20 protein-coding genes and 1 tRNA gene are annotated in these 21,708 nt (G+C 64.6%); 13 read left to right on the forward strand and 8 right to left on the reverse strand.

What is annotated here, in order from left to right; all coding sequences use genetic code 11:
• From BMX16_RS06850 to BMX16_RS06860, 3 genes are all read right to left on the reverse strand, one after another.
• Positions 1 to 429, reverse strand: a 429-nt coding sequence (locus BMX16_RS06850; RefSeq protein ID WP_218139845.1) for an IS66 family transposase, incomplete at its 3' end; no start/stop codon positions are given.
• A gap of 63 nt (positions 430 to 492) precedes the next feature.
• Positions 493 to 771: an IS66 family insertion sequence element accessory protein TnpB gene (tnpB, locus tag BMX16_RS06855; protein ID WP_089900751.1), complete on the reverse strand. Its 279-nt coding sequence runs from the start codon at positions 769 to 771 to the stop codon at positions 493 to 495.
• 147 nt (positions 772 to 918) lie between these two features.
• Positions 919 to 1,284, reverse strand: coding sequence for a hypothetical protein (locus BMX16_RS06860; RefSeq protein WP_089900754.1), 366 nt, complete (start codon positions 1,282 to 1,284; stop codon positions 919 to 921).
• 313 nt (positions 1,285 to 1,597) lie between these two features.
• On the opposite strand from BMX16_RS06860, the gene BMX16_RS06865 reads away from it, so the two are divergent.
• Positions 1,598 to 2,155 (forward strand): TniQ family protein, encoded by a 558-nt coding sequence (locus BMX16_RS06865; protein ID WP_177174597.1) that lies wholly within the window; start codon positions 1,598 to 1,600, stop codon positions 2,153 to 2,155.
• 6 nt (positions 2,156 to 2,161) lie between these two features.
• On the opposite strand, the gene BMX16_RS06870 is transcribed toward BMX16_RS06865, so the two are convergent.
• Positions 2,162 to 2,238: transfer RNA gene (locus tag BMX16_RS06870), tRNA-Arg, on the reverse strand.
• Positions 2,239 to 2,354: 116 nt separating this feature from the next.
• On the opposite strand from BMX16_RS06870, the gene BMX16_RS06875 reads away from it, so the two are divergent.
• Positions 2,355 to 3,377: a LacI family DNA-binding transcriptional regulator gene (locus tag BMX16_RS06875; protein ID WP_089900759.1), complete on the forward strand. Its 1,023-nt coding sequence runs from the start codon at positions 2,355 to 2,357 to the stop codon at positions 3,375 to 3,377.
• Here the strand turns inward: BMX16_RS06875 and BMX16_RS06880 are convergent.
• The 4 genes from BMX16_RS06880 to BMX16_RS06895 all read right to left on the reverse strand — a co-directional run bounded on the left by BMX16_RS06880 (position 3,329) and on the right by BMX16_RS06895 (position 7,934).
• Complete coding sequence (locus BMX16_RS06880) at positions 3,329 to 5,470, reverse strand: putative bifunctional diguanylate cyclase/phosphodiesterase (RefSeq protein WP_089900762.1); 2,142 nt, start codon at positions 5,468 to 5,470, stop codon at positions 3,329 to 3,331. The genes BMX16_RS06875 and BMX16_RS06880 overlap by 49 nt on opposite strands.
• An 89-nt stretch (positions 5,471 to 5,559) precedes the next feature.
• The gene (locus BMX16_RS06885; protein ID WP_218139846.1) at positions 5,560 to 6,399 is read right to left on the reverse strand and encodes an HpcH/HpaI aldolase/citrate lyase family protein; all 840 of its coding nucleotides are present in this window, start codon (positions 6,397 to 6,399) and stop codon (positions 5,560 to 5,562) included.
• A complete protein-coding gene (locus BMX16_RS06890) occupies positions 6,396 to 6,902 on the reverse strand; it encodes a MaoC family dehydratase (RefSeq protein WP_342707814.1) in 507 nt (168 codons plus the stop codon). The genes BMX16_RS06885 and BMX16_RS06890 overlap by 4 nt, the downstream gene beginning before the upstream one ends.
• A 15-nt stretch (positions 6,903 to 6,917) precedes the next feature.
• Positions 6,918 to 7,934, reverse strand: coding sequence for a LacI family transcriptional regulator (locus tag BMX16_RS06895; RefSeq protein WP_089900768.1), 1,017 nt, complete (start codon positions 7,932 to 7,934; stop codon positions 6,918 to 6,920).
• Positions 7,935 to 8,099: 165 nt separating this feature from the next.
• Between BMX16_RS06895 and BMX16_RS06900 the strand changes: the two genes are divergently transcribed.
• The 11 genes from BMX16_RS06900 to xylA all read left to right on the forward strand — a co-directional run bounded on the left by BMX16_RS06900 (position 8,100) and on the right by xylA (position 21,703).
• The gene (locus BMX16_RS06900; RefSeq protein WP_218139847.1) at positions 8,100 to 9,329 is read left to right on the forward strand and encodes an ABC transporter substrate-binding protein; all 1,230 of its coding nucleotides are present in this window, start codon (positions 8,100 to 8,102) and stop codon (positions 9,327 to 9,329) included.
• A gap of 121 nt (positions 9,330 to 9,450) precedes the next feature.
• Positions 9,451 to 10,380, forward strand: coding sequence for a carbohydrate ABC transporter permease (locus BMX16_RS06905; RefSeq protein ID WP_089900771.1), 930 nt, complete (start codon positions 9,451 to 9,453; stop codon positions 10,378 to 10,380).
• The gene (locus BMX16_RS06910) at positions 10,373 to 11,317 is read left to right on the forward strand and encodes a carbohydrate ABC transporter permease (RefSeq protein WP_089900774.1); all 945 of its coding nucleotides are present in this window, start codon (positions 10,373 to 10,375) and stop codon (positions 11,315 to 11,317) included. The genes BMX16_RS06905 and BMX16_RS06910 overlap by 8 nt, the downstream gene beginning before the upstream one ends.
• A gap of 10 nt (positions 11,318 to 11,327) precedes the next feature.
• Entirely contained in the window at positions 11,328 to 12,410 is a 1,083-nt protein-coding gene (locus BMX16_RS06915; protein ID WP_089901192.1) for an ABC transporter ATP-binding protein, read from the forward strand.
• Complete coding sequence (locus BMX16_RS06920) at positions 12,407 to 14,809, forward strand: beta-mannosidase (RefSeq protein ID WP_245731403.1); 2,403 nt, start codon at positions 12,407 to 12,409, stop codon at positions 14,807 to 14,809. Before BMX16_RS06915 ends, BMX16_RS06920 begins: the two co-directional genes overlap by 4 nt.
• On the forward strand, positions 14,806 to 15,549 hold the full coding sequence (locus BMX16_RS06925) for a sugar phosphate isomerase/epimerase family protein (protein WP_089900777.1): 744 nt from the start codon (positions 14,806 to 14,808) through the stop codon (positions 15,547 to 15,549). Before BMX16_RS06920 ends, BMX16_RS06925 begins: the two co-directional genes overlap by 4 nt.
• A 13-nt stretch (positions 15,550 to 15,562) precedes the next feature.
• The gene (locus tag BMX16_RS06930) at positions 15,563 to 16,705 is read left to right on the forward strand and encodes a Gfo/Idh/MocA family protein (RefSeq protein ID WP_089900781.1); all 1,143 of its coding nucleotides are present in this window, start codon (positions 15,563 to 15,565) and stop codon (positions 16,703 to 16,705) included.
• Positions 16,702 to 17,745, forward strand: a complete 1,044-nt coding sequence (gene mgrA / locus BMX16_RS06935; protein ID WP_089900784.1) for an L-glyceraldehyde 3-phosphate reductase — start codon at positions 16,702 to 16,704, stop codon at positions 17,743 to 17,745. The genes BMX16_RS06930 and mgrA overlap by 4 nt, the downstream gene beginning before the upstream one ends.
• Before the next feature lie 3 nt (positions 17,746 to 17,748).
• Entirely contained in the window at positions 17,749 to 19,341 is a 1,593-nt protein-coding gene (locus tag BMX16_RS06940; RefSeq protein WP_089900788.1) for a glycoside hydrolase family 43 protein, read from the forward strand.
• 44 nt (positions 19,342 to 19,385) lie between these two features.
• Positions 19,386 to 20,411, forward strand: a complete 1,026-nt coding sequence (locus tag BMX16_RS06945) for a LacI family DNA-binding transcriptional regulator (protein ID WP_089900791.1) — start codon at positions 19,386 to 19,388, stop codon at positions 20,409 to 20,411.
• Positions 20,408 to 21,703, forward strand: a complete 1,296-nt coding sequence (gene xylA / locus BMX16_RS06950; protein ID WP_089900795.1) for a xylose isomerase — start codon at positions 20,408 to 20,410, stop codon at positions 21,701 to 21,703. The genes BMX16_RS06945 and xylA overlap by 4 nt, the downstream gene beginning before the upstream one ends.
• Positions 21,704 to 21,708 lie beyond the last annotated feature (5 nt).

Raw genomic sequence — 21,708 nt, forward strand, 5'->3', positions numbered from 1 at the left:
GACGCGCGTCAGGTGTTCCGGCAAGGCGCGCGCCTTGCGCTTCTTGCGCGGCGCCTTCTTCTCGGGATCGGTCTCGCTGGCCGCGATCTTCTCCTCGACCGCGGCAATCTGTTCCTGGGTTTCCGCGATGGCGGCTTCCAGATCCTCCAGCGCCAGCTCGAGTTGCGCGGGGTCCAGCTTTTCCGATTTCGGCCCGAACTTCGCATGTCGGTATTGTCCGACCTGACCTTCCAGCTTTTCGATCAGTGCCGTCAGTTCGGTGATGAAGGCGTCCTTCTCAGCGCCCACAGCCTGCTCATGCAGGCGGGCCGCACGCTCGACAGAGGCTTCAAGCCGTGCTGCATCCAGTGCCGCGGACTGCGCGGCAAAAGCCTTCATCACCTCAGGTGGAAGGTCTGGAAACTGGCTGAGATCGAAGGGCTGCGACATGCAGATTCATAGCCGATCCGCACAGGAAAGGCCAATAAAACAACGCCAGAACAGCTGATTAAATCATCCCGCTGCACTGGGTGGAGCGACCCGATGCGCAACGATCCGGCGCCAGTCCAGACCTTCGAACAAAGCCTCATACTGGGCCCGCGACAGCCGCATTGTCCCGTCCTGAACCTTCGGCCAGGCAAAGTTGCCTTGTTCCAAAACTTTGTAGACCATCACGAGACCTGTTCCGTCCCAAACCAAAATCTTCAATCTGTCGCCGCGTTTCGAACGGAACACGATCGTCACCCCGGAATGCGGATCCAGCTTCAGCTCGGTCTGCACAATCAGTGCCAGCGCGGATCATCAAGCGCATCGATACCCATCATCTGACCGCTCCGCGACCGGACAGAGCAGGTGCTGCGCGCTCGGCGGACGCAGTCCTGCTCATGATGAGGTTGAAGGCCGATCGTTGAGGCCTGCTCAAACTCCCCGACCATAGGCCTACTTGAAAATGTCGGGATGCGCTTTCAGCGCGGACAACATGGCGGCCGTCGCCAGTCTCACCTCCCGTTGTGCAGCGGTATCGTCCGCCGACTTTCGTGGGAGAGACGCCTGAGCGCGATTGAGGTCGCGTTCGAGATCTGATGCCGATCGAGCGCCTGCGGGGCCCTGCTGTTCTGTCCGTGCATCGAGTCCAGCGGCGTCTTGCGATCTGGACTCGCGCCACGCGGCCGCCATGTCGTGAAAAGCTGCCAATCCTTCATCCTCAAGCTCTCGCTTGAACCGTCGATTTCCGGCCGCTATGCGCGCTGTGACATATGCGATCGACGCAGCGGGAAGAAGCCACAACAGGTCGAGGTATTCCATCGCAGCCTGCTCCACAGGGGGGATAGACAGAAAAGATGTGGTGTGCCGTAGCCCGATTATCGATGACCAATCGATATTTCTCAAGCGTCAAAATTTCCAGATTGTGGCATTGCAGAACGACAGGCCTACCCGCGAAGGTCGACGTGATCTCGCGAAGCGGGAGGATATTGACAGCGATCCGATCGAATGGTTCATCCCCCGGATGCCATGCTCTGCCAATTGTATCAGTTGCCGAAGTTCTCACTGGACAGAGAGGTTCCAGACGGCCGCCGGTAAGCACTGTGTTGTTGGGGGCTGAGACTTGTCATCTGCCTTGGCCCTCCGCACTGACCCACAGCCGCGCGAGACGTATTACGCCTTCGTGGGCCGCTTGGCTGCGGTCAACGGCGTCAGCCTGCAGGATTTCCTGAACGACTTCGGTCTGCCAAAGAACGGGTTCTTCGCACTGCACGGGGATGTCGTCGACGCAATTGCCCAACTGGCCGATTTGAACCAGGCGCAGGTTAAAGAACTGGTCACATGGACTGGACTGCCGCAGGAGGGCGTGCGGATGGCCTATCGGGGAGAGCAGATCGTCTCGCGGGCCATCAGAAATCCGGAAGTTCGCGGATGTCCCGATTGCCTTCGGCGGGACGCCAAGGGCGCACTGGAACCCCTCACCGCCATGGCGATGCGCGGTCATTGGCTGTTGAGGCACTGTCACGTCTGCCTTCTGCATGGCAAGATGCTCGTGCCGCTCTGGTCAGTCACGCGTCCGTCGGTTCGCGATGACGTGCAGGCGCAACTGGCGAAGGTGTTCCCTACGATCATCGATGGCCAACTCACTGGGGCTGTGATCGCACCCTCTGCCTTCGACAACTATATTTTATAGGTGTTTTGGTGATCCCGACAGGATTCGAACCTGTAACCTGCCCCTTAGGAGGGGGCTGCTCTATCCAGTTGAGCCACGGGACCATCGCGTCTTCATTGCCCGGAATGGCACGGCGGGTCAACGTCACGCTGCTGAGCCTTGGACAGGTGCAGCACCTGTGGATAGGATCGACGCACCGCCCGTCTGCAGGATCGCCATCATGAAGAAACCGCCCCGCCGCCCCATGACGCTGCGCGATGTCTCGGAGGCGTCAGGCGTCAGCGAGATGACCGTCAGCCGCGTGCTGCGCAACAAGGGCGACGTCAGTCCGGCGACCCGGACCAAGGTCCAGGCAGCAGCGAAGCGTCTGGGCTATGTGCCGAACCGCATCGCGGGGTCTCTGGCGTCCAGTCATGTCAATCTGGTGGCGGTCATCATCCCGTCGCTCAAGAACATGGTCTTTCCCGAGGTTCTGTCTGGGATTTCGGACGCGCTCGACGCCACCGAACTGCAGCCCGTGTTCGGCGTGACGGAGTACCGCCCCGACAAGGAGGAGCAGGTGCTGTTCGAGATGCTGTCGTGGCGGCCCGCAGGCATCATCATCGCGGGCCTCGAACATTCCGACCCGTCGCGCGCCATGCTGGCGCAGGCAGATGTCCCCGTCGTCGAGATCATGGACACGGACGGCGATCCGATCGATGCCTGCGTCGGCATCTCGCACCGCAGGGCCGGGCGCGAAATGGCCGAGGCGATCATCGCCGCAGGATATCGCCGGATCGGGTTCATGGGCACGCAGATGCCCCTCGATCACCGGGCGCGCAAGCGTTTCGAGGGTTTTACGCACACGCTGGCGCGGTCCGGCATCGAAATCGCCGACCGCGATTTCTATGCGGGCGGGTCGGCCCTGATCAAGGGACGAGAGATGACGCAGGCCATGCTGAACCGGCATCCCGACCTCGATTTCCTGTATTACTCCAACGACATGATCGGTGCCGGCGGATTGATGTACCTGCTGGATCGCGGGATCGACATTCCCGGGCAGATCGGGCTGGCCGGGTTCAACGGTGTCGAATTGCTGGCCGGACTGCCGCGCCGCCTGGCCACCATGGATGCCTGCCGGTTCGAGATCGGTCACAGGGCGGCCCGGATCATCGCGGATCGGGTCGCCGGCCGCGAGGGTGACGGCGATGTCGTTCAACTGACGCCGCGCATCGACTTTGGCGATACGTTGATCCGCGGCTGACCCGTGGCGGGCCAGCGGGCAAGCAGGGTCGCCACCTCTGGCAATGGGACGGCCTTGCCGTAGAACCATCCCTGCATCAGGGTGCAGCCAGCGGACGAGAGCCAGTCACGCTCCGCCTGCGTCTCGACCCCTTCGGCAAGGACGTCAATGTCGAGGCTGTGGGCCATGCCGACGATGGCGCCCGTCAGCTTTTGCAGTTCGGTATCGGTGTCGATGTCTCGCACGAAGCTGCGGTCGATCTTGATCTGCGAAACCTGAAACTTGCGCAGGGCGGCGATGGCGGCGTGGCCGGTGCCGAAATCGTCCAGTTCCACCACGAACCCCGCGGCGACCATCGCCTTGACGTTGTCCACGAAATGACCGGCGCGTTCGTCCAGCAGCGTCGATTCCAGCAACTCGATGCGCAGCAGGTGCCGTGAGACGCCGTGGCGGCTCAGACTGTCGATCAACCGTGACAGGAGGCGAGGATCGCTCAACTGTGCCTTCGACATGTTGATGCTGACGCTGACATGCGGCCAGCCGTGATCCGCCAGCCACCGCAGGGCATGGCAGGCCGCATCCAGCATCAGGGCATCGAGCGATTCGGTCAGACCCGCCCGCTGCGCCACGTCAAGGAACGCACCCGCCGCGACGATGCCGTCACGGGGATGGCGCCAGCGCAACAACGCCTCGAACCCAACGCAGCAGCCACGGCCGGCGTCGATCTGCGGCTGGAAATGGGCCACGAATTCCTGCCGTTTCATGGCCAGTTGCAGATCGCGGGCCAGCGCACTGGTCGACAGAACCTGTTCGCGCATCGCCGCCTCGAAGATGACGGCGCAACATCCGGTCTTCTTGGCCTCGCACAGCGCGAGGTCGGCAGCGCTCAGCACGGTGCCGCGCAGGGATGCGACGGTATCGGGGTCCAGCACGGCGATCCCGACAGAGGCGCCGATGTGCATATACTGACCGGCATATCCGATGGGTTCCATCATGCGCGCGATGATCTGATCGGCAAACGCTGTCACCGCAACGGTGTCGCGGGCCATGCGGCGGACGACGATGTATTCGTCGCCGCCGACCCGTGCGGTGATGTCGCCGGGCATCACCGCCCCTTCCAGCAGGGCGGCACAATGTTTCAGCACATGGTCGCCCGCCGCATGGCCATAGACGTCGTTTACGGACTTGAACCGGTCGAGGTCCATGTGAAACACGACCACGCACTGTCCGTCGCGCAGGTCATCGGCCAGCAGGGCGATATCCTCCAGCAGATTGCGGCGGTTGCGCAGGCCGGTCAGTTCGTCGGTGATGGCCAGCCGACGCAGTGCGTATTGCTGTTCCTTCAGCGTGGTGATGTCCACGTGAAGTCCGACGCGCCCCCCGTCGGATGTTTCGCGTTCCACGATCCGCAGCCAGCGTCCGTTCGTCAGCTTCTGCTCGATCGGGCCGGGCATCCGGCGGTGCTGATCCAGCCTTTCGCGTAGCCACGCCTCCTCTCGTCCGATGCCGTCGATGACCTGCCCCCGCGCCAGCCCATAGCGCAGGATGTCGACAAAGGCGGTGCCGGGCTGAATCACCGGTGCGGTATCCGGATACAGCAGGCGATAGGTTTCGTTGCAGATCACGAGCCGGTCGTCGCCATCGAACAACGCAAAGCCGTCCGACAGGGCGTCGATGGCGGTCAGCAAGCGCGCCTCTGCCGCATCGGCCTGTCGCAGCGCATCCAGGGTGTCGGTGACATTCTGCGCCTGCACGACGAGGGTCTGCTGCCGGCCCGGCAACATCATCAGATCGACATCATACACGGATGCCCCATGACGCAGCCGGCAGCGGACCCGCCGCCGGTGCGACCGCATGAACCGCGCAAGAAATCGGTCCAACCGATCCGGCGCCAGATCCGGCAGGATCGCGGACAGGGTCATCTGCCGCAGGTGGCGCATCGGGCGGCCCAGCGTTCGGCGCGCCTGATCGTTCGCGGCCAAAACATGCAGATCGCCCGCATCCAGCACGAGGATTTCCCGCGCCGCATGTTCGAACAACGGCAGCAGGACGTTGCGGTCGATAACCTGCTGGATCGCCATCAGGTCCGCGGTCTGGTCGGGATCAATCTGCATCGTGCCCTCATGCGGTAGCTTGCCTCTTTTAGGTCATGGGCGTGAACAAGGCATGAACTCCGACGGGATCTTGGCCACCGACCCGCAGGTCAGCGGTCGGTGCGTGCAAGGATCCTTTCCGCCTGTCGCAGGTGCGGCTGGTCCAGCATCTGGCCGTCCAGCGCTGCGACACCGGTGCCGGACATGGCATCCACGACACGGCGGGCATGGGCGATCTGGTCGTCCGACGGGGTAAAGGCGCGGTTGATCGTGGGCACCTGTGCGGGGTGGATCGCCAGCTTGCCGTCGAACCCCATGGTGAACGCCGCGCGGGACGCGGCCTGCAGTCCCATCGTGTCGCCAAGGCCGGTAAACGGCCCGTCGATCGCCGCGACGCCCGAATCCTTGGCCGCCAGCAGCGCCAATGTCCGGGCCAGCGCGAACGGCGGCAACCAGTCGCCATGCGCGTCGCGGTTCGCCAGCGCGCCCAGATCGGCGGCCAGATCCTCGGCCCCCCAGGTCACGCCGCCCAGCGCCGGATGCGCCCAGTCCTGCGACATCAGGCGGCGCACGGCGCGGACGGTTTCCGTCGCGATGACGAGGATCGGCACGTCCAGCCCCGCCTGCGCGATCATGGCAGCAAGGGCCGCGATGTCGGTCACACCTTCGCACTTGGGCAGGACATAGCCATCGGGGCGACCGGGGGCCGTCTGTGCCACGTCGTCGGCGGTGCGGCCCGTAGAAAGGGCGTTGACTCGCACCAGCCGCGCCATCGGCGCGCCCTCCTCCAGCCAGCGGGCGGTCTGGGTGCGGGCGGCGTCCTTGGCGTCTGCTGCGACCGAATCCTCCAGATCGAGGATCAGCGCATCGGCACCGCTGCCGCGCGCCTTGTCCTGCTTGTGGGCGCTGTCGCCGGGGACGAACAGGAACGACCGGTGCCACAGGGTCATGCGGGGCGCCCCTTCATCAGGGCGGCCCGGTCGCAGACCGCGACCAGATCGTCGGTCTGGTTGAAACAGCGATGCCTGAACGTGACGATCCCCTGACCGGGGCGCGAGGCGCTGGGCCGCAAGGCCATCACCTCGGTCGTGACATGGATCGTATCGCCCTCGAACAGGGGGTGGGGAAAGGTCACGTCGGTCATGCCGAGGTTGGCGACCGTCGTGCCCAGCGTGGTATCGTTCACGGTCATGCCGACGAGGCAGCCCAGCGTGAACAGCGAATTCACCAGTGGTCGGCCGAATTCCGTCTGCGCCGCCGCATGGGCGTCGATGTGCAGGGGCTGGGGGTTCATCGTCAGCAGCGAAAACCAACGGTTGTCGGTTTCCGTCACCGTCCGTGTCCACGGATGGTCGAACCGCATCCCGACGGTGAAATCCTCGAACCACAATCCGGCCATGTGCTGATCCCCCCTTGGCAGCTGCCGCCATCCTGACGCGGGCCGCGCGCGGATGCCAGCCCATGCGGGTCAGGGCATGCAGTCGGGCGGCGTGTCCAGATACTGCAGAGGCGGCGCATCGGGGGTGCGGACGCGGGCCATGGCCGCGCGGCACAGGAAATCACCGGCCGCGCCCGTGTCCTCCGACACCGCGATGACCTGCGGATGGATCCGCCGCAGGAACCGGATGGCCTCCTTGGCGAAGATGTCGATATCCTCACCAAGGCGGCGACCGCGGCCATTGCAGGCGGCGATGGTCGCAAGCGCGGCGTTGGGCGACGCGGCAATAACGCCGTCAGGGGCATCGGGCCCGTGCAGGGCATCCAGCATCCGCGCCTCGACGTCGTCCATTGGTGCGTCACTGGTCAGCCCGTCGAGGATCGTCAGATCGACGCCGGCGGCATGGGCTGCCGTCCGGCAGCCGTCGATCATCGCGGCGGCATAGGATTGCCCCTGCGGCGGGGCGATCAGCAGGATCCGTCGCCGACCCCGCCCGGCCAGCGATCGTACGCCCAGGGCGCCATAGGCACGGTTGTCGAAGTCGAACCACGCGTGTTCGTCGGACCAGATGCTGCGCCCGTGCGTGGCAAAGGGGAATCCGCGGTCCAGCAGATACCGCACGCGCGGGTCCTGCGGCAGGATCTGGTTGAAGATCACCGCATCCGCTGATTCGGTTTCTGCCAGATAGCGGATCGGCTTCATCGGGTCCTCGTCCTTGAAATAGGGCGTAATGTTCAGGTGGAACGGCGTGTTGCGCAACCCGCCCGCGACGGCGGCGATCAGCTTGGCCGTGTGGTTCATCACGTCGTGTTCCGTGGACAGCACGAGCGAGATCACATTGGTCCGCCCGGTGCGCAGGCGGACGCCCGCACGGTTGGGGACATAGCCGATCTGGTCGGCCACCGCGCGCACCCTGGCGCGGGTGTCGAGGCTGATGTCCACCGCCCCCGACAGGGCGCGGGACACGGTCGGCACGGCAAGCCCCGTCAGCCCCGCGATCGTCTTGAGCGTGGGTTTGCGTGCGGTGTCGGGCTGTGGCGTGTCCACGGATCGTCCTTCTCTGTTCGCTGCCGCATCGACGAAATCAGCCCGGTCAGCAAGCCGTCCCGATGTCGTAGCCTAAATTTCAAGCGACGAAAAAAACAGTCTTGTTTGCGCAAACAGGTTCGGAGTAGCGTTCCTACAACGATTTAGATCAGGGAGGTTAGAATCGTGAAACTCAGCACAAAACTGCTGTCAGCGACGGCGATCTGCGCGGCGGGGAGCGCGGGCGCAGTCGATCTGGAGGTGATGCACTGGTGGACATCCGGGGGGGAGGCCGCCGCCGTCACGAAGTTTGCGGACGCCTGGACTGCGACCGGCAACACATGGGTTGATGGTGCCATCGCTGGCGGCGGTGACACGGCGCGTCCGATCATGGTGTCCCGGATCATCGGTGGCGATCCACCCGCTGCGTTCCAGTTCAACCATGGCCGTCAGGCCGAGGAACTGATCGAGGCGGGCCTGATCCTCGACATCACCGATGTGGCCGAGGCCGAGGGCTGGGCCGATATCGTGTCGCCAACGTCCCTGATGGACAGCTGCACCTATGACGGGCGCGTATTCTGCGTGCCGGTCAACATCCATTCCTGGCAGTGGATGTGGCTGTCGAACGCCGCCTATGAAACGGCTGGCGTACCTGTGCCCACCAACTGGGCCGAGTTCATGGAAACCGCACCTGCGATCCGCGAAGCCGGCATCGTGCCGCTGGCGATGGGTGGTCAGCCGTGGCAGCAGAACGGCGCATTCGGCGTGATGGCGCTGGCGCTGGCCGGTGAGGAAGCGTGGCGCGCCGTCAACGTGGACAAGAACTCCGAAATCGTGATGGGGCCGGAATATACCGCCGTGTTCGAGGCCTTCGGCGAGGCACGCGAGCTGTCGAACGGCCTGAGCGTGCAGGACTGGAACCAGGCGACTGCCGCGGTGATCGAGGATACGGCCGCAGCACAGATCATGGGTGACTGGGCGCAGGGCGAATTCGCACTGGCCGGCGAAGTGGCCGGCACGGACTATTCCTGCCTGCCGGGCCTGGGCGACGTGGCCCTGCTGGATACGGGCGGCGATGCGTTCTTCTTTCCGGTGATCGACGATCCCGAGGTTCAGGCCGCGCAGAAGGAACTGGCGGCACTCCTGCTGTCCCCCGAGGTGCAGGTGGCCTTCAACTCGGCCAAGGGATCGTTGCCGGTGCGCCCGGACGTCGACCTGACGACCGTGAACGAGTGCACGCAGAAGGGTCTCGACCTGCTGGCGGCCGGGGCCACGGTGCCCGCAGGCACGCAGCTGCTGTCGCCGGACACCACCACGCAGGCCAACGACCTGATCACGGAGTTCTGGTCGACGCCGGCCATGACACCTGCCGAAGCGCAAGAGCGGTATGCCGCGATCATCGCCGACGCCGACTGACGGACAGCGATGATGCGAACATGACGGGCCCCCGCCGACTGGTCGGGGGCCCGTTGCACCCGGTGCGGGAACACCGGATGGCCCGACCGGATCACGGGGGCCGGCATCAAGGGGGGAGCCCATGACAATCACACAAACACGCCCCGGCGAGGGGCAGGGCGGAGCCGTGCGCAGGCCGTCGCGCCTGTTCCGCAACATGTCCGCCAAGGTGGCGATGCTGCCGCTGATCTTTACTGCCGTCGTGATCTTTCTTGGCGGAACGCTATGGACGGTGCTCTATTCCTTTACGGGCTCTGGTCTGCTGCCACGGCTGGAATGGGTGGGGCTGGAGCAGTACGAGCGACTGTGGGGCACGCGCAAATGGATCGTGTCGATCCAGAACCTCGCGTTGTTCGGTTTCTTCTCGCTCATCGGGACGCTGGTGATCGGCTTCATCCTTGCGGCGCTGCTGGACCGCAAGATCAGGGGCGAAGCGGTGTTCCGGTCGATCTTCCTCTATCCCTTTGCGTTGTCGTTCATCGTCACGGGCCTTGTCTGGCAGTGGATCCTGAACCCCGAGTTCGGTCTGCAGTCGGTCGTGCGCGAGTTGGGCTGGTCCACGTTCACCTTCGATCCGCTGAACAACCCGTCGATCGTCATGTACGGCCTGCTGATCGCGGGTCTGTGGCAGGGCACCGGCCTGATCATGTGCATCATGCTGGCCGGTCTGCGCGGCATCGACGAGGACATCTGGAAGGCCGCCCGCGTGGACGGCATCGGCACCGTCAAGACCTATGTCCGCATCATAATCCCCATGATGCGCCCGGTCTTCGTGACGGCGCTGGTGCTGATCGCGGCGGGTATCGTGAAGCTGTATGATCTGGTTGTGGCGCAGACCTCCGGCGGGCCGGGCATTAGTTCCGAAGTGCCTGCGAAATACGTGATGAACACCATGTTCGGCGGGCAGAACCTGGGTCAGGGCTTTGCCGCATCCACGATGATGCTGGTGATGGTCGTCATCATCCTGATCCCCTGGGCCTACCTCGAATTCGGAGGCAAGAAGAATGGCTGATGTCGGTATCCTTGCGGCCACAAAGGCGGCGCAACACCCCATCCACACCCTGCTGGACGGCCCCCGCGGCGCCAAGCCCAAGAAGAAGCTGAGCCGCGGCAACATCATCGTCTATGGCACGCTGTTCGTGTTCGCGATGTATTACGCGCTGCCGCTTTACGTGATGATCGTCACCTCGCTAAAGGGAATGCCGGAAGTCCGCATGGGCAACATCTTTGCCCCGCCGCTGGAGGTCACGTTCCAGCCCTGGGTCAAGGCGTGGTCAGAGGCCTGCACGGGCATCAACTGCGACGGGCTGTCGCGCGGGTTCTGGAACAGCGTCACCATCCTGATCCCGTCGGTCATCCTGTCGGTCGCCATCGCGTCGGTGAACGGTTACGCCCTGTCGATGTGGAAATTCCGCGGGTCGGAGGTGTTCTTCACCATCCTGATGATCGGCGCCTTCATCCCCTACCAGATCATGCTCTATCCCATCGTGATCCTGCTGCGAGAGGCGGGTCTCTATGGCTCGCTGACCGGGCTGGTGCTGGTGCACGTCGCCTTCGGCATGCCGATCAACACGTTGCTGTTCCGCAATTACTTCTCCAGCATCCCGGAGGAGCTGTTCAAGGCGGCGCGTGTGGACGGCGCTGGGTTCTGGGCGATCTTCTTCAAGATCATCATGCCCATGTCGCTGCCGATCTTCGTCGTGGCCCTGATCATCCAGGTCACGGGGATCTGGAACGACTTCCTGTTCGGGGTCACCTACATTTCGTCGCCCGACGCCTATCCGATGACCGTGCAGCTGAACAACATCGTCAACTCGGTGCAGGGGGTGAAGGAATACAACGTCAATATGGCCGCGACCCTGCTGACCGGCCTCGTTCCCCTCGCCATCTACTTTGCCTCCGGCAAGCTCTTTGTCCGCGGCATCGCCGCCGGCGCGGTGAAAGGATAATCCCGTGAACATGCAAGATACCTCCGTCTCGATCCAGCATCTGGACCTGTCGTTCGGTGCGGTGAAGGTGCTGCAGGACCTCAACCTCGACATCGGCAACGGCGAGTTTCTGGTGCTGCTGGGCTCCTCCGGCTGCGGCAAGTCCACGCTGCTGAACGTGATCGCAGGTCTGCTGGAACCGACCGACGGGCAGATCTGGATCAAGGGCCGCAACGTCACTTGGGCAGAGCCGAGCGAGCGCGGCATCGGCATGGTGTTCCAGAGCTACGCCCTCTACCCCCAGATGACGGTAGAGGGGAACCTGAGCTTCGGTCTGAAGAACGCAAAGGTGCCCAAGGCCGAGATCGACAAACGCGTGGCCCGCGCCGCAGAGGTGCTGCAGATCGGGCCGCTGCTGAAACGCAAGCCCGGTGCCCTGTCGGGCGGTCAGCGCCAGCGGGTCGCCATCGGACGCGCCCTGGTGCGTGACGTGGAGGTGTTCCTGTTCGACGAGCCGCTGTCGAACCTCGATGCGAAACTGCGTGCCGACCTGCGGGTGGAGTTGAAGCGTCTGCACAACAGCCTGAAGAACACGATGATCTACGTTACCCACGATCAGGTGGAGGCGATGACGCTGGCCGACCGCATCGCCATCATGCGCGGCGGCAAGATCATGCAGCTGGGCACGCCCGCAGAGATCTATGGCCGTCCGCAGAACCTCTATGTCGCGGATTTCATCGGGTCGCCGTCGATGACGTTCATGCACGGCACGGTCGAGGGCCAGACCATGCGCATCCCGGGCCACGATCTGCCGCTGGGCGCCTATGCGTTCAAATCGCAGCCTGCGCCCGGCACGCCAGCGATCATCGGCATCCGGCCAGAGCATGTGATGACCGGCGACACCCTGCGGTCGGCCCCCTATACGACCGACGTGACCGTCGATCTGGTGGAACCGATGGGGTCCGACACGCTCGTCTATTGCGAATTCGGCGGCCAGACCTTCCGCATCCGGATGGACGGTCAGGCGCAGGTGAAACCGGGCGACCGGCTGACGATCGGCATCGACCCCGCAACCGCATCCCTGTTCGACAAGACCACCGAGGACCGCCTGTGACATCGCTCGACCTGACCGGCGCGTGGACGCTGCAGTCCGCCGACGGCACCATGACCGCCCCGATGACGCTGCCCGGCGACATTATCACCGCCCTGCACGATGCGGCGCTGATTCCGGACCCGTATGCGGGGCAGAACGAATATGACCTGCGCTGGATCTGCGAAGGCGACTGGATCGTGACACGGGACTTCGATCTGACGGATCCGCAAGTTGATCTGGTGATGTCTGAACTCGACACCGTGGCGACCGTCGCGGTGAACGATGTGGTCGTGCTGCAGGCGGCCAATGCGTTCCGCACCTACCGCGTGGCGCTGGGCGACGCGGCGCGGGTGGGGCGCAACAGCATCCGCATCACGTTCCATTCCCCGGTGGCGGCGGGCAAGGCCCTGTCCGACGCGCATCCGTTTCCCGTGCCATGGTCGCACAACTGCCCCATCCCCTATGGCAATTTCCTGCGCAAGCCCGCCTGCGATTTCGGCTGGGACTGGAACATCGCGCTGGCGACCTCCGGCAGCTATGGCGCCCTGCGGCTAGAGCCGTCGCAGGCCGCGCGGATCGACCGGCTGGCCATCGCGCAGGCCCATGACGGCGACAGCGTGACAGTCACCGTGACGGCGCACACCGCGCACCACGACGGCCCCGTGACCGCGACGCTTGCCGGACAATCCGCCACGGCCGAGGCGCGTGACGGGCGCTGCACCTTGTCGTTCACGCTGACCGCGCCTGCGCTGTGGTGGCCCGTGGGCCTTGGCGATCAAACGCTGCACGACCTGACCGTGACTGCCGGCACCGCCACCGCTACGCGACGCATCGGACTGCGGACGATGGAACTTGTGGCGGAAAAGGACGCTGCCGGCCTTGGTTTCAAGATCCGGGTGAACGGGCATGACGTGTTCTGCAAGGGGGCGAACTGGATCCCCGCCGACGCCCTGCCGGGCCGCATTACGGACGCCAAGACACGCGACCTGCTGCAATCCGCCGTGGACGCGAATATGAACATGGTGCGCATCTGGGGCGGCGGGCGGTATGAACCCGACAGCTTCTATGACGCTTGCGACGAACTTGGCCTGCTCGTGTGGCAGGACTTCATGTTCGCCTGCAACCTCTATCCGTCCGACCCCGCTTATCTGAGTGAGGTCACGGCAGAGGTGCACGACAACGTCGCCCGGATGCACCACCACGCCTGTCTGGCGCTGTGGTGCGGCGACAACGAGCTGGTGGGCGCGCTCACGTGGTATGACGTGAGCCGCGCCGACCGCGACCGTTATCTGGTGAACTACGATCGCCTGAACCGCTGCGTAGAGGTCGCGTTGCGCGACACCGATCCGACCGCCAACTGGTGGCCGTCCAGTCCGTCCACCGGGCCGCTGTCCTTCGGCGACGCGTGGCATGACGACTCGTCTGGCGACATGCACTTCTGGTCGGTCTGGCATGAGGGGCGCGATTTCGACCACTACCGCGACGTCGCCCCGAGGTTCTGTTCGGAGTTCGGATTCCAGAGCTATCCATCGATGGACATCGTCCGCCAGTTCGCCGACCCAACTGACTTCAACATCGCCGCCCCGGTGATGGAGGCGCACCAGAAGAACGCCGGCGGCAACGCCCGCATCGCCGAGACCATGTTTCGCTATTTCCGCTTTCCGGTGGATTTCGAGAATTTCGTCTATGTCAGTCAGGTGCAGCAGGCGCTGGCCATCAAGACCGCCGTCACCCAGTGGCGCGGGCTAAAGCCGCATTGCATGGGCACGCTGATCTGGCAATTGAACGACACGTGGCCGGTGTGTTCGTGGGCGTCGCTGGATTACGGCGGCGGGTGGAAGGTGCTGCATCATCTGAGCCGCGATTTCTACGCCCCCGTCACCGTGGTCGTGATGCCGGACGGCGACGACCTGGTGCTGCGCGCAGTGAACGATCACCGCGACGGCGTGGATGTGACGGTGACCGCATGGGCCTGCGCGATGGACGGCACGACGCGCGATCTGGTACAGGGCAAAGGTCACGTGACCGACAGCGCCGTGGAACTGCTGCGTGTGCCCGCCAGTGCGATCCGGTCGCAAGAGATGCTGTCGTTCGGATGGACCGCCAGCAACGGGGCCAAGGGCGGCGACGTCTTCGCACCCCGCCCCTACAAGGCCTATGACCTGCTGCCGCCGCAACTGGACCTGACCGTCGGCCGCGACGGCGACGCCTATGTGCTGCAGATCACGGCACAGGCGATGGCGTTCTATGTCAACGCAGAGGCATCGGTTCCGGGGCGGTTCGACCGCAACGCCATCCACCTCGGCCCGGACCATACGGCGACCCTGCGGTTCGTGCCCACGGACGCAAACGCCACACCCACATTCCTGTTGCGCGACCTCTACAGCGCGACCCACCCGACCCAAGGACCGAACACATGACCGATTTCTCCTACCAACTCTACAGCTCGCGCGATGCGGGCCCCCTGTCCGAGACGCTGGGGATGCTGGCCGCCCTCGGTTATGCCCATGTGGAGGGTTACGGCCCCGTCTATGCGGATCTGGACGCGACCAAGGCCGCGCTGGACGAAACCGGGCTGACCATGCCGTCGGGCCACTTTTCGATGGATCAGGTGGCAGGCGACGCCACCGGCACGCTGACCATCGCCCGTGCGCTGGGCATCCAAAAGGTGATCGTGCCCTTCATCATGCCCGACCAGCGTCCGACCGACGCGGACGGCTGGACAGCCTTCGGCAAGCGTCTGGCGGCGGCGGGACAGCCGATCCGCGATGCGGGCCTGCAGTTCGGCTGGCACAACCACGAATTCGAATTCAAGGCCCTGCCCACCGGAGAGCTGCCCATCGACCTGATCCTGGCGCATGACGGCGTGGATTTCGAATTCGACGTGGCCTGGGCCGCCGTCGCGGGCCACGACCCGGCCGATGTGATCGCGCAATACGGCTCACGCATCATCGCCGCCCACGTCAAGGACCGTGCGCCGCAGGGCGAGAACGCCGATCAGGACGGCTGGGCGGACGCGGGCCACGGCACGCTGGACTGGCCCGGTCACTTCGCGGCGCTCAAGGCTGCGGGCGGCGATCTGTTCGTGATGGAACACGACAAGCCCGTGGACGACCACCGTTTCGCCAGCCGTGCGCTCGCCTACATGAACACCCTGTAAGAAAGTCGCGACCATGACCATTCTGAACGTCGGCCTGATCGGCTGCGGCAACATCTCGACCGCCTATCTGACGCTGGCCCCCAAATACCGTAACATCCAGTTCATCGCCGTGGCCGATATGAACGAGGAGGGGGCGCTTGCGAAAGCCAAGGAGTTCGGGCTGAAGGCGCGGACTGTCAGCGACCTCCTCGCCTCCGACGACATCGACATCATCGTGAACCTCACGATCCCCGATGCGCATTACGACGTGACGAAACGCATCCTCGACGCGGGCAAGCACGCCTATACGGAAAAGCCGCTGGTGCTGACGCTGAAGCAGGCCAAGTCGCTGGCCGACCTCGCGGCGGCCAAGGGACTGCGCATCGGCTCTGCACCCGACACGTTTCTTGGCGGTGCGCACCAGCAGGCGCGCCACATCGTCGACGATGGCGGGATCGGCACCGTCACCTCCGGCACCGCGCATTTCATGGGGCCGGGGATGGAGATGTGGCATCCCAACCCCGACTTCTTCTTCAAGCCCGGCGGCGGTCCGGTGTTGGACATGGGGCCCTACTACATCACGAACCTCGTGCAACTGCTGGGCCCGGTAAAGCGGGTCGCCGCGATCTCCTCCGCCGCGCAGACCGAACGCACGATCACGTCGCAGCCCCGCGCGGGCGAGACGATCCCCGTGCAGGTCGCCACCACGATCCACGCGCTTCTGGCGTTCGAGAGTGGCGCCACGGTCACCCTGAACGTCAGCTGGGACGTGAAGGCGCACGAACACAACAACATGGAGCTTTACGGCACGAACGGCGTCCTGTTCGTGCCGGACCCCAACCATTTCGGCGGGGTGCTGCGGCAATCCGATGCCGAAGGCACGGTGACCGAGGTGCCCGAGTGGGAGCATCCCTTCAACGTCATCAACTGGGACCTGCAAAAGGCCATTCCCCGCGCCAACTATCGTACGGCAGGACTTGCAGACATGGCGCAGGGTATCGTCGAGGATCGTCCGCACCGCTGCGCGCTCGACCTTGCCGTGCACGTCACCGACGTGATGACCAGCATCTTGAAATCCGGGGAATTGGGCCAGTTCGTGGACATGACCACCACCTGCGACCGCCCCGCGGCCCTTGGCCCCGATGCGGCCCGCGCCCTGTTGAAAGAGACTGCATGACCTATCGACCCTCGGATACCCGTTACGACAGCATGGTTTACCGCCGCTGCGGCGCGTCGGGGGTGAAACTCCCCGCCGTGTCGCTGGGGCTGTGGCACAACTTCGGCGGCGACAGCAACCACGAGAACAAGCGTGCCATGTGCCGCACGGCGTTCGATCTGGGCATCACGCACTTCGATCTGGCCAACAACTACGGCCCGCCCCCCGGCAGCGCAGAGGAGGCGTTCGGAGAGATCCTGCGCACGGACCTCGATGGCTACCGGGACGAGCTGATCATCAGCTCCAAGGCGGGCTATCACATGTGGAACGGCCCCTACGGCGAATGGGGCAGCCGCAAGTATCTGATGGCGTCCTGCGATGCGTCGCTGAAGCGCATGGGGCTGGACTACGTCGACATCTTCTATTCGCACCGCTTCGACCCCGACACCCCGTTGGAGGAGACGATGGGGGCGCTGGCCGACATCGTATCGTCTGGCCGCGCGCTCTATGCCGGGATCAGCAGCTACAACACCGAAAAGACGCGCGAAGCGGTCGCGATACTGGACGAGATGGGCGTGCCCATGCTGATCCACCAGCCCAGCTACAACATGTTCAACCGCTGGGTGGAAACCGACGGGCTGAAGGACGCCTTGCTCGATCTGGGCGTGGGGTCCATCGCCTTCACGCCGCTGGCGCAGGGCATGCTGTCGACGAAATACCTGAACGGCATCCCCACGGACAGCCGCGCGGCACAGGACAAATCCTTGGACAAGTCGCTGATCACCCCGCAGGCGATCGACGCGATCAAGGGGCTGAACGCGATTGCAGAGGAACGTGGCCAGACCCTGGCACAGATGGCCATCGCCTGGGTGCTGCGCGACGGCGGCATCACCACGGCGCTGATCGGGGCCAGCAAGCCCAGCCAGATCACCGACTGCGCCGGGGCCATCAACAACCTCGACTTTACCGCCGACGAGTTGGCCCGCATCGACGCGCTGGCCGGCGATCAGGCGATCAACCTGTGGGCCAAATCCAGCCTGTCCGACAACGCACCGGAGTAAGTCATGATCCGCAATCCGATCCTGCCCGGTTTCAACCCGGACCCGTCCATCTGCCGGGTGGGAGAGGACTACTACATCGCGACGTCCACCTTCGAGTGGTATCCCGGCGTCCAGATTCACCATTCGCGCGACCTTGCGAACTGGACACTTGTGGCGCGGCCCCTGAACCGCGCCGCATTGCTCGACATGCGCGGCAATCCCGACAGCGGCGGCATCTGGGCGCCCTGCCTGTCCCATGCGGACGGCAAATTCTGGCTGGTGTACACGGACGTGAAGCGGCTGGAAGGGGCGTGGAAGGACGCCCACAACTACATCACCACCTGCGAGACCATCGACGGCGACTGGTCGGACCCGTGGTACGTGAACAGCAGCGGGTTCGACCCGTCGCTGTTCCACGACGACGACGGGCGCAAATGGTTCGTGAACATGCAGTGGAACCACCGCGGTCCGGGGTCCGGCGTGAACCCCGCCAACGACCGGTTCGACGGCATCCTGTTGCAGGAATGGTCGCCAGACGGCGGCCTCACCGGCCTAGTCACCAACATCTATTCCGGCACCGATCGCGGCCTGACCGAAGCACCGCACCTGTTCAAACGCAACGGCTGGTACTACCTGACCACGGCCGAAGGCGGGACCGGTTACGACCATGCGGTGACGCTGGCGCGGTCGCGGGCGATCACCGGACCGTATGAGGATCACCCCGACAAGCACGTCATCACCACCAAGGGCGCACCTGATCATCCGGTGCAGCGCGCAGGTCACGGACAATACGTCGAGGCGCCCGACGGCACCGGCTGGCACACCTACCTGATGGGTCGCCCTCTGTTGCACGACGGTAAACCGTTCTGCGCCACCGGGCGGGAAACGGGCATCGCCCGCGTCGTCTGGCGCGACGACTGGCTCTATCTCGAGGGGGGCGGTCTGCTGCCGCCGCTCGAGGTGCCGCACCCCGTTGCCACGGCCCCGCGACAGGCGACCAAGCATGACCGCTTTGACGCGCTGCCACCCGAGTTTCAGTGGCTGCGCACGCCGCAGCCGGACCGGTTGTTCCGCATCGAAGACGGCGCATTGGTCCTGACGGGCCGCGAGAGCATCGGCAGCTGGTTCGACCAGTCCCTGGTCGCGCGGCGGCAGGAAGATGCGGCTTATGACGCGCACACCACGCTCAACTTCGCACCGCAGTCATATCAACAGGGTGCGGGGCTGATCACCTATTACAATCGCCACAATTTCCATGGGGCCTTCCTGACGCAGGAAGGCAGACAGCGGTGCCTGACGCTGATCTCTTGCAACGGCGACTGGCCTGCCGGGCAGCTGGATCACCCCATCGCCCCCGTGCCGGTGCCGGACGGCCCGATCACCCTGTGGGTCGCGGTGCGCGGGGCCACGCAGCAGTTCTATTGGGATGCAGGCAACGGCGCGGAACCGCTTGGCCCGGCGCGAGGGGCGTTCCACGTGTCCGACGAAGGGGCACAGGGCGAACACGCGTCCTTCACCGGGGCTTTCGTCGGCATGATGGCCTACGACGTGACCGGGCAAAGTGCCGAGGCGCGGTTTTCCGCCTTTGGCTATGCGCCGCGCGAACTGGATGATTGACGTTCCTCATTTCTGACTGCTAGGGTCTGCGGCAGGGAGAGACCATGCAGCGACCGACGATCCACGATGTCGCCCGAGAGGCGCGTGTCAGCCTTGCCACCGTGGACAGGGTGTTGAACAATCGCGGCGGCGTGGCGGCGAAGTCCGTTGAAAAGGTGCATTTTGCCGTCGAAAAGACCGGCTATGTCCGCGACCAGTTCGCAGCGAACCTGTCGCGCGGCCGTGGCTTTCGCTTTGTCTTTCTGTTGCCCGCGCCGGTATCGTCCTTTGTCCGGAATCTGACCGCTGCCATCGCGGATCAGGCGCTGCGCTATCGCAAGGATCGGGTCGAGGTTGAGGTGCGTTCCTCACCCACCTTCGATTCCGCGGCACAGGTCGCCGCCCTGCGGGCCATCGCGCCTGCGCAGACCGATTGCCTTGCCGTCATGGTGACGGATGTGCCCGCGGTGCGGGCGGAACTGTTGCGTCTGCGGGCCGCTGGCGTGCATATTCTGACTCTGGTGTCGGACGTGGGCGCTGCCGCGCGCGCCGTCTATGTCGGCCCCGACAACGAGGTGGCGGGTCGCATGGCTGGCCGCTTCATGGGACGGTTCGTGCGCAAACCCGCCGGTCCGGTTCTGGTCATCGCCGGGTCGCTGGCCGCCCGCGACCATGCGCAACGCCTGCTGGGGTTCCGGCAGGTGTTGCAGGCGGAATACCCCGCCCTGACCGTGCTGCCGGTGGCCGAGGGGTTGGACGACGCCGACCGCATCGCAGGCATCGCGCTGCAGGCGATGGCGGACGTGCCGTTGCTGGGCATCTATGCCATCGGGGCAGGCAACGCCGGTCTGCTGGAGGCGCTGTCGGAGGCGCCCGGCACCTTGCGTCCGGTCACCATCCTGCACGAGCTGACCGGCACCACCCGCACGGGCCTGCAATCCGACCTGTTCGATCTGGTCATCGACCAGGACCCGGGCCGCGCCGTGACCCGTGCGCTTTCCATCATGCGCGATCTGGCCGACGGGCAAACCGTCAGCCCGGATCGCGGCAATATCCCATTGTCCATCATCATCAAAGAGAACATCCAATGACCGACTTCTTCGCCAACATCGCACCCGTCACGTTCGAGGGTCCCGACAGCACCAATCCGCTGGCCTTCCGCCACTACAACCCGGACGAGGTCGTGATGGGCAAGCGGATGGAGGATCACCTGCGCTTTGCCGTGGCCTATTGGCACAGCTTCGTGTGGGAAGGTGGCGATCCCTTCGGCGGGCAGACGTTCCAGCGCCCGTGGTTCCCCGCCGACACGATGGAACTGGCAAAACAGCGCGCCGACGCGGCGTTCGACATGTTCCGCATCCTCGGCACGCCCTATTACTGCTTCCACGACCACGACGTACGCCCCGAAGGCGCAACGCTGGCCGAAAGCCGCGACCGGCTGAACGTCATCGCCGACCATTTCGAGACGAAGATGGCAGACGGCGGGCCGAAGCTGCTATGGGGCACGGCGAACCTGTTTTCTCATCGCCGCTATATGAGCGGCGCCAGCACCAACCCCGACCCGGAGGTGTTCGCCTATTGCGCGGCCACGGTGAAGGCCTGCATGGATGTGACCCATCGCCTGGGCGGCGAGAACTACGTGCTGTGGGGCGGTCGCGAAGGCTATGAGACGCTGCTGAACACCGATCTGGACCGCGAGCTGAACCAGATGGGGCGGTTCCTGCAGATGGTCGTCGAATACAAGCACAAGATCGGCTTCAAGGGCGCGATCCTGATCGAACCCAAACCGCAGGAGCCGACAAAGCATCAGTACGACTACGACGTGGCGACGGTGTACGGCTTCCTCAAGCGGTTCGGTCTGGAGAACGAGGTGAAGGTGAACGTCGAGCAGGGTCACGCGATCCTCGCAGGCCATTCGTTCGAACATGAGCTGGCGATGGCCCGCACGCTGGGTCTGTTCGGCAGCATCGACATGAACCGCAACGACTATCAGTCCGGCTGGGACACCGACCAGTTCCCCAACAACGCACCGGAAGCGGCCCTTGCCTATTACGAGGTGCTGAAGGCGGGCGGGTTCACCACCGGGGGGACGAACTTCGACAGCAAGCTGCGGCGCCAATCGCTGGATGCCGAAGACCTGATCGCGGCCCACATCGGCGGCATGGACATCTGCGCGCGCGGGCTGAAGGCTGCGGCCAAGATGCTGGAGGACGACGCGCTGGAGGCCCCGCGTCGCGCCCGTTACGCCGGGTGGGAGACGTCGGATTATCTGGCCGAAGGTCAGACGTTGGACGGCATCGCGGCAAAGGCCGAGGGCCTCGATCCGCAGCCGCGGTCGGGCCAGCAGGAGAAGCTGGAAAACATCGTCAACCGCTACGTCTGAGGGAG

The sequence above is a fragment of the Loktanella fryxellensis genome (assembly GCF_900110065.1).
In the GTDB taxonomy this organism is placed as follows: Bacteria; Pseudomonadota; Alphaproteobacteria; order Rhodobacterales; family Rhodobacteraceae; genus Loktanella; species Loktanella fryxellensis.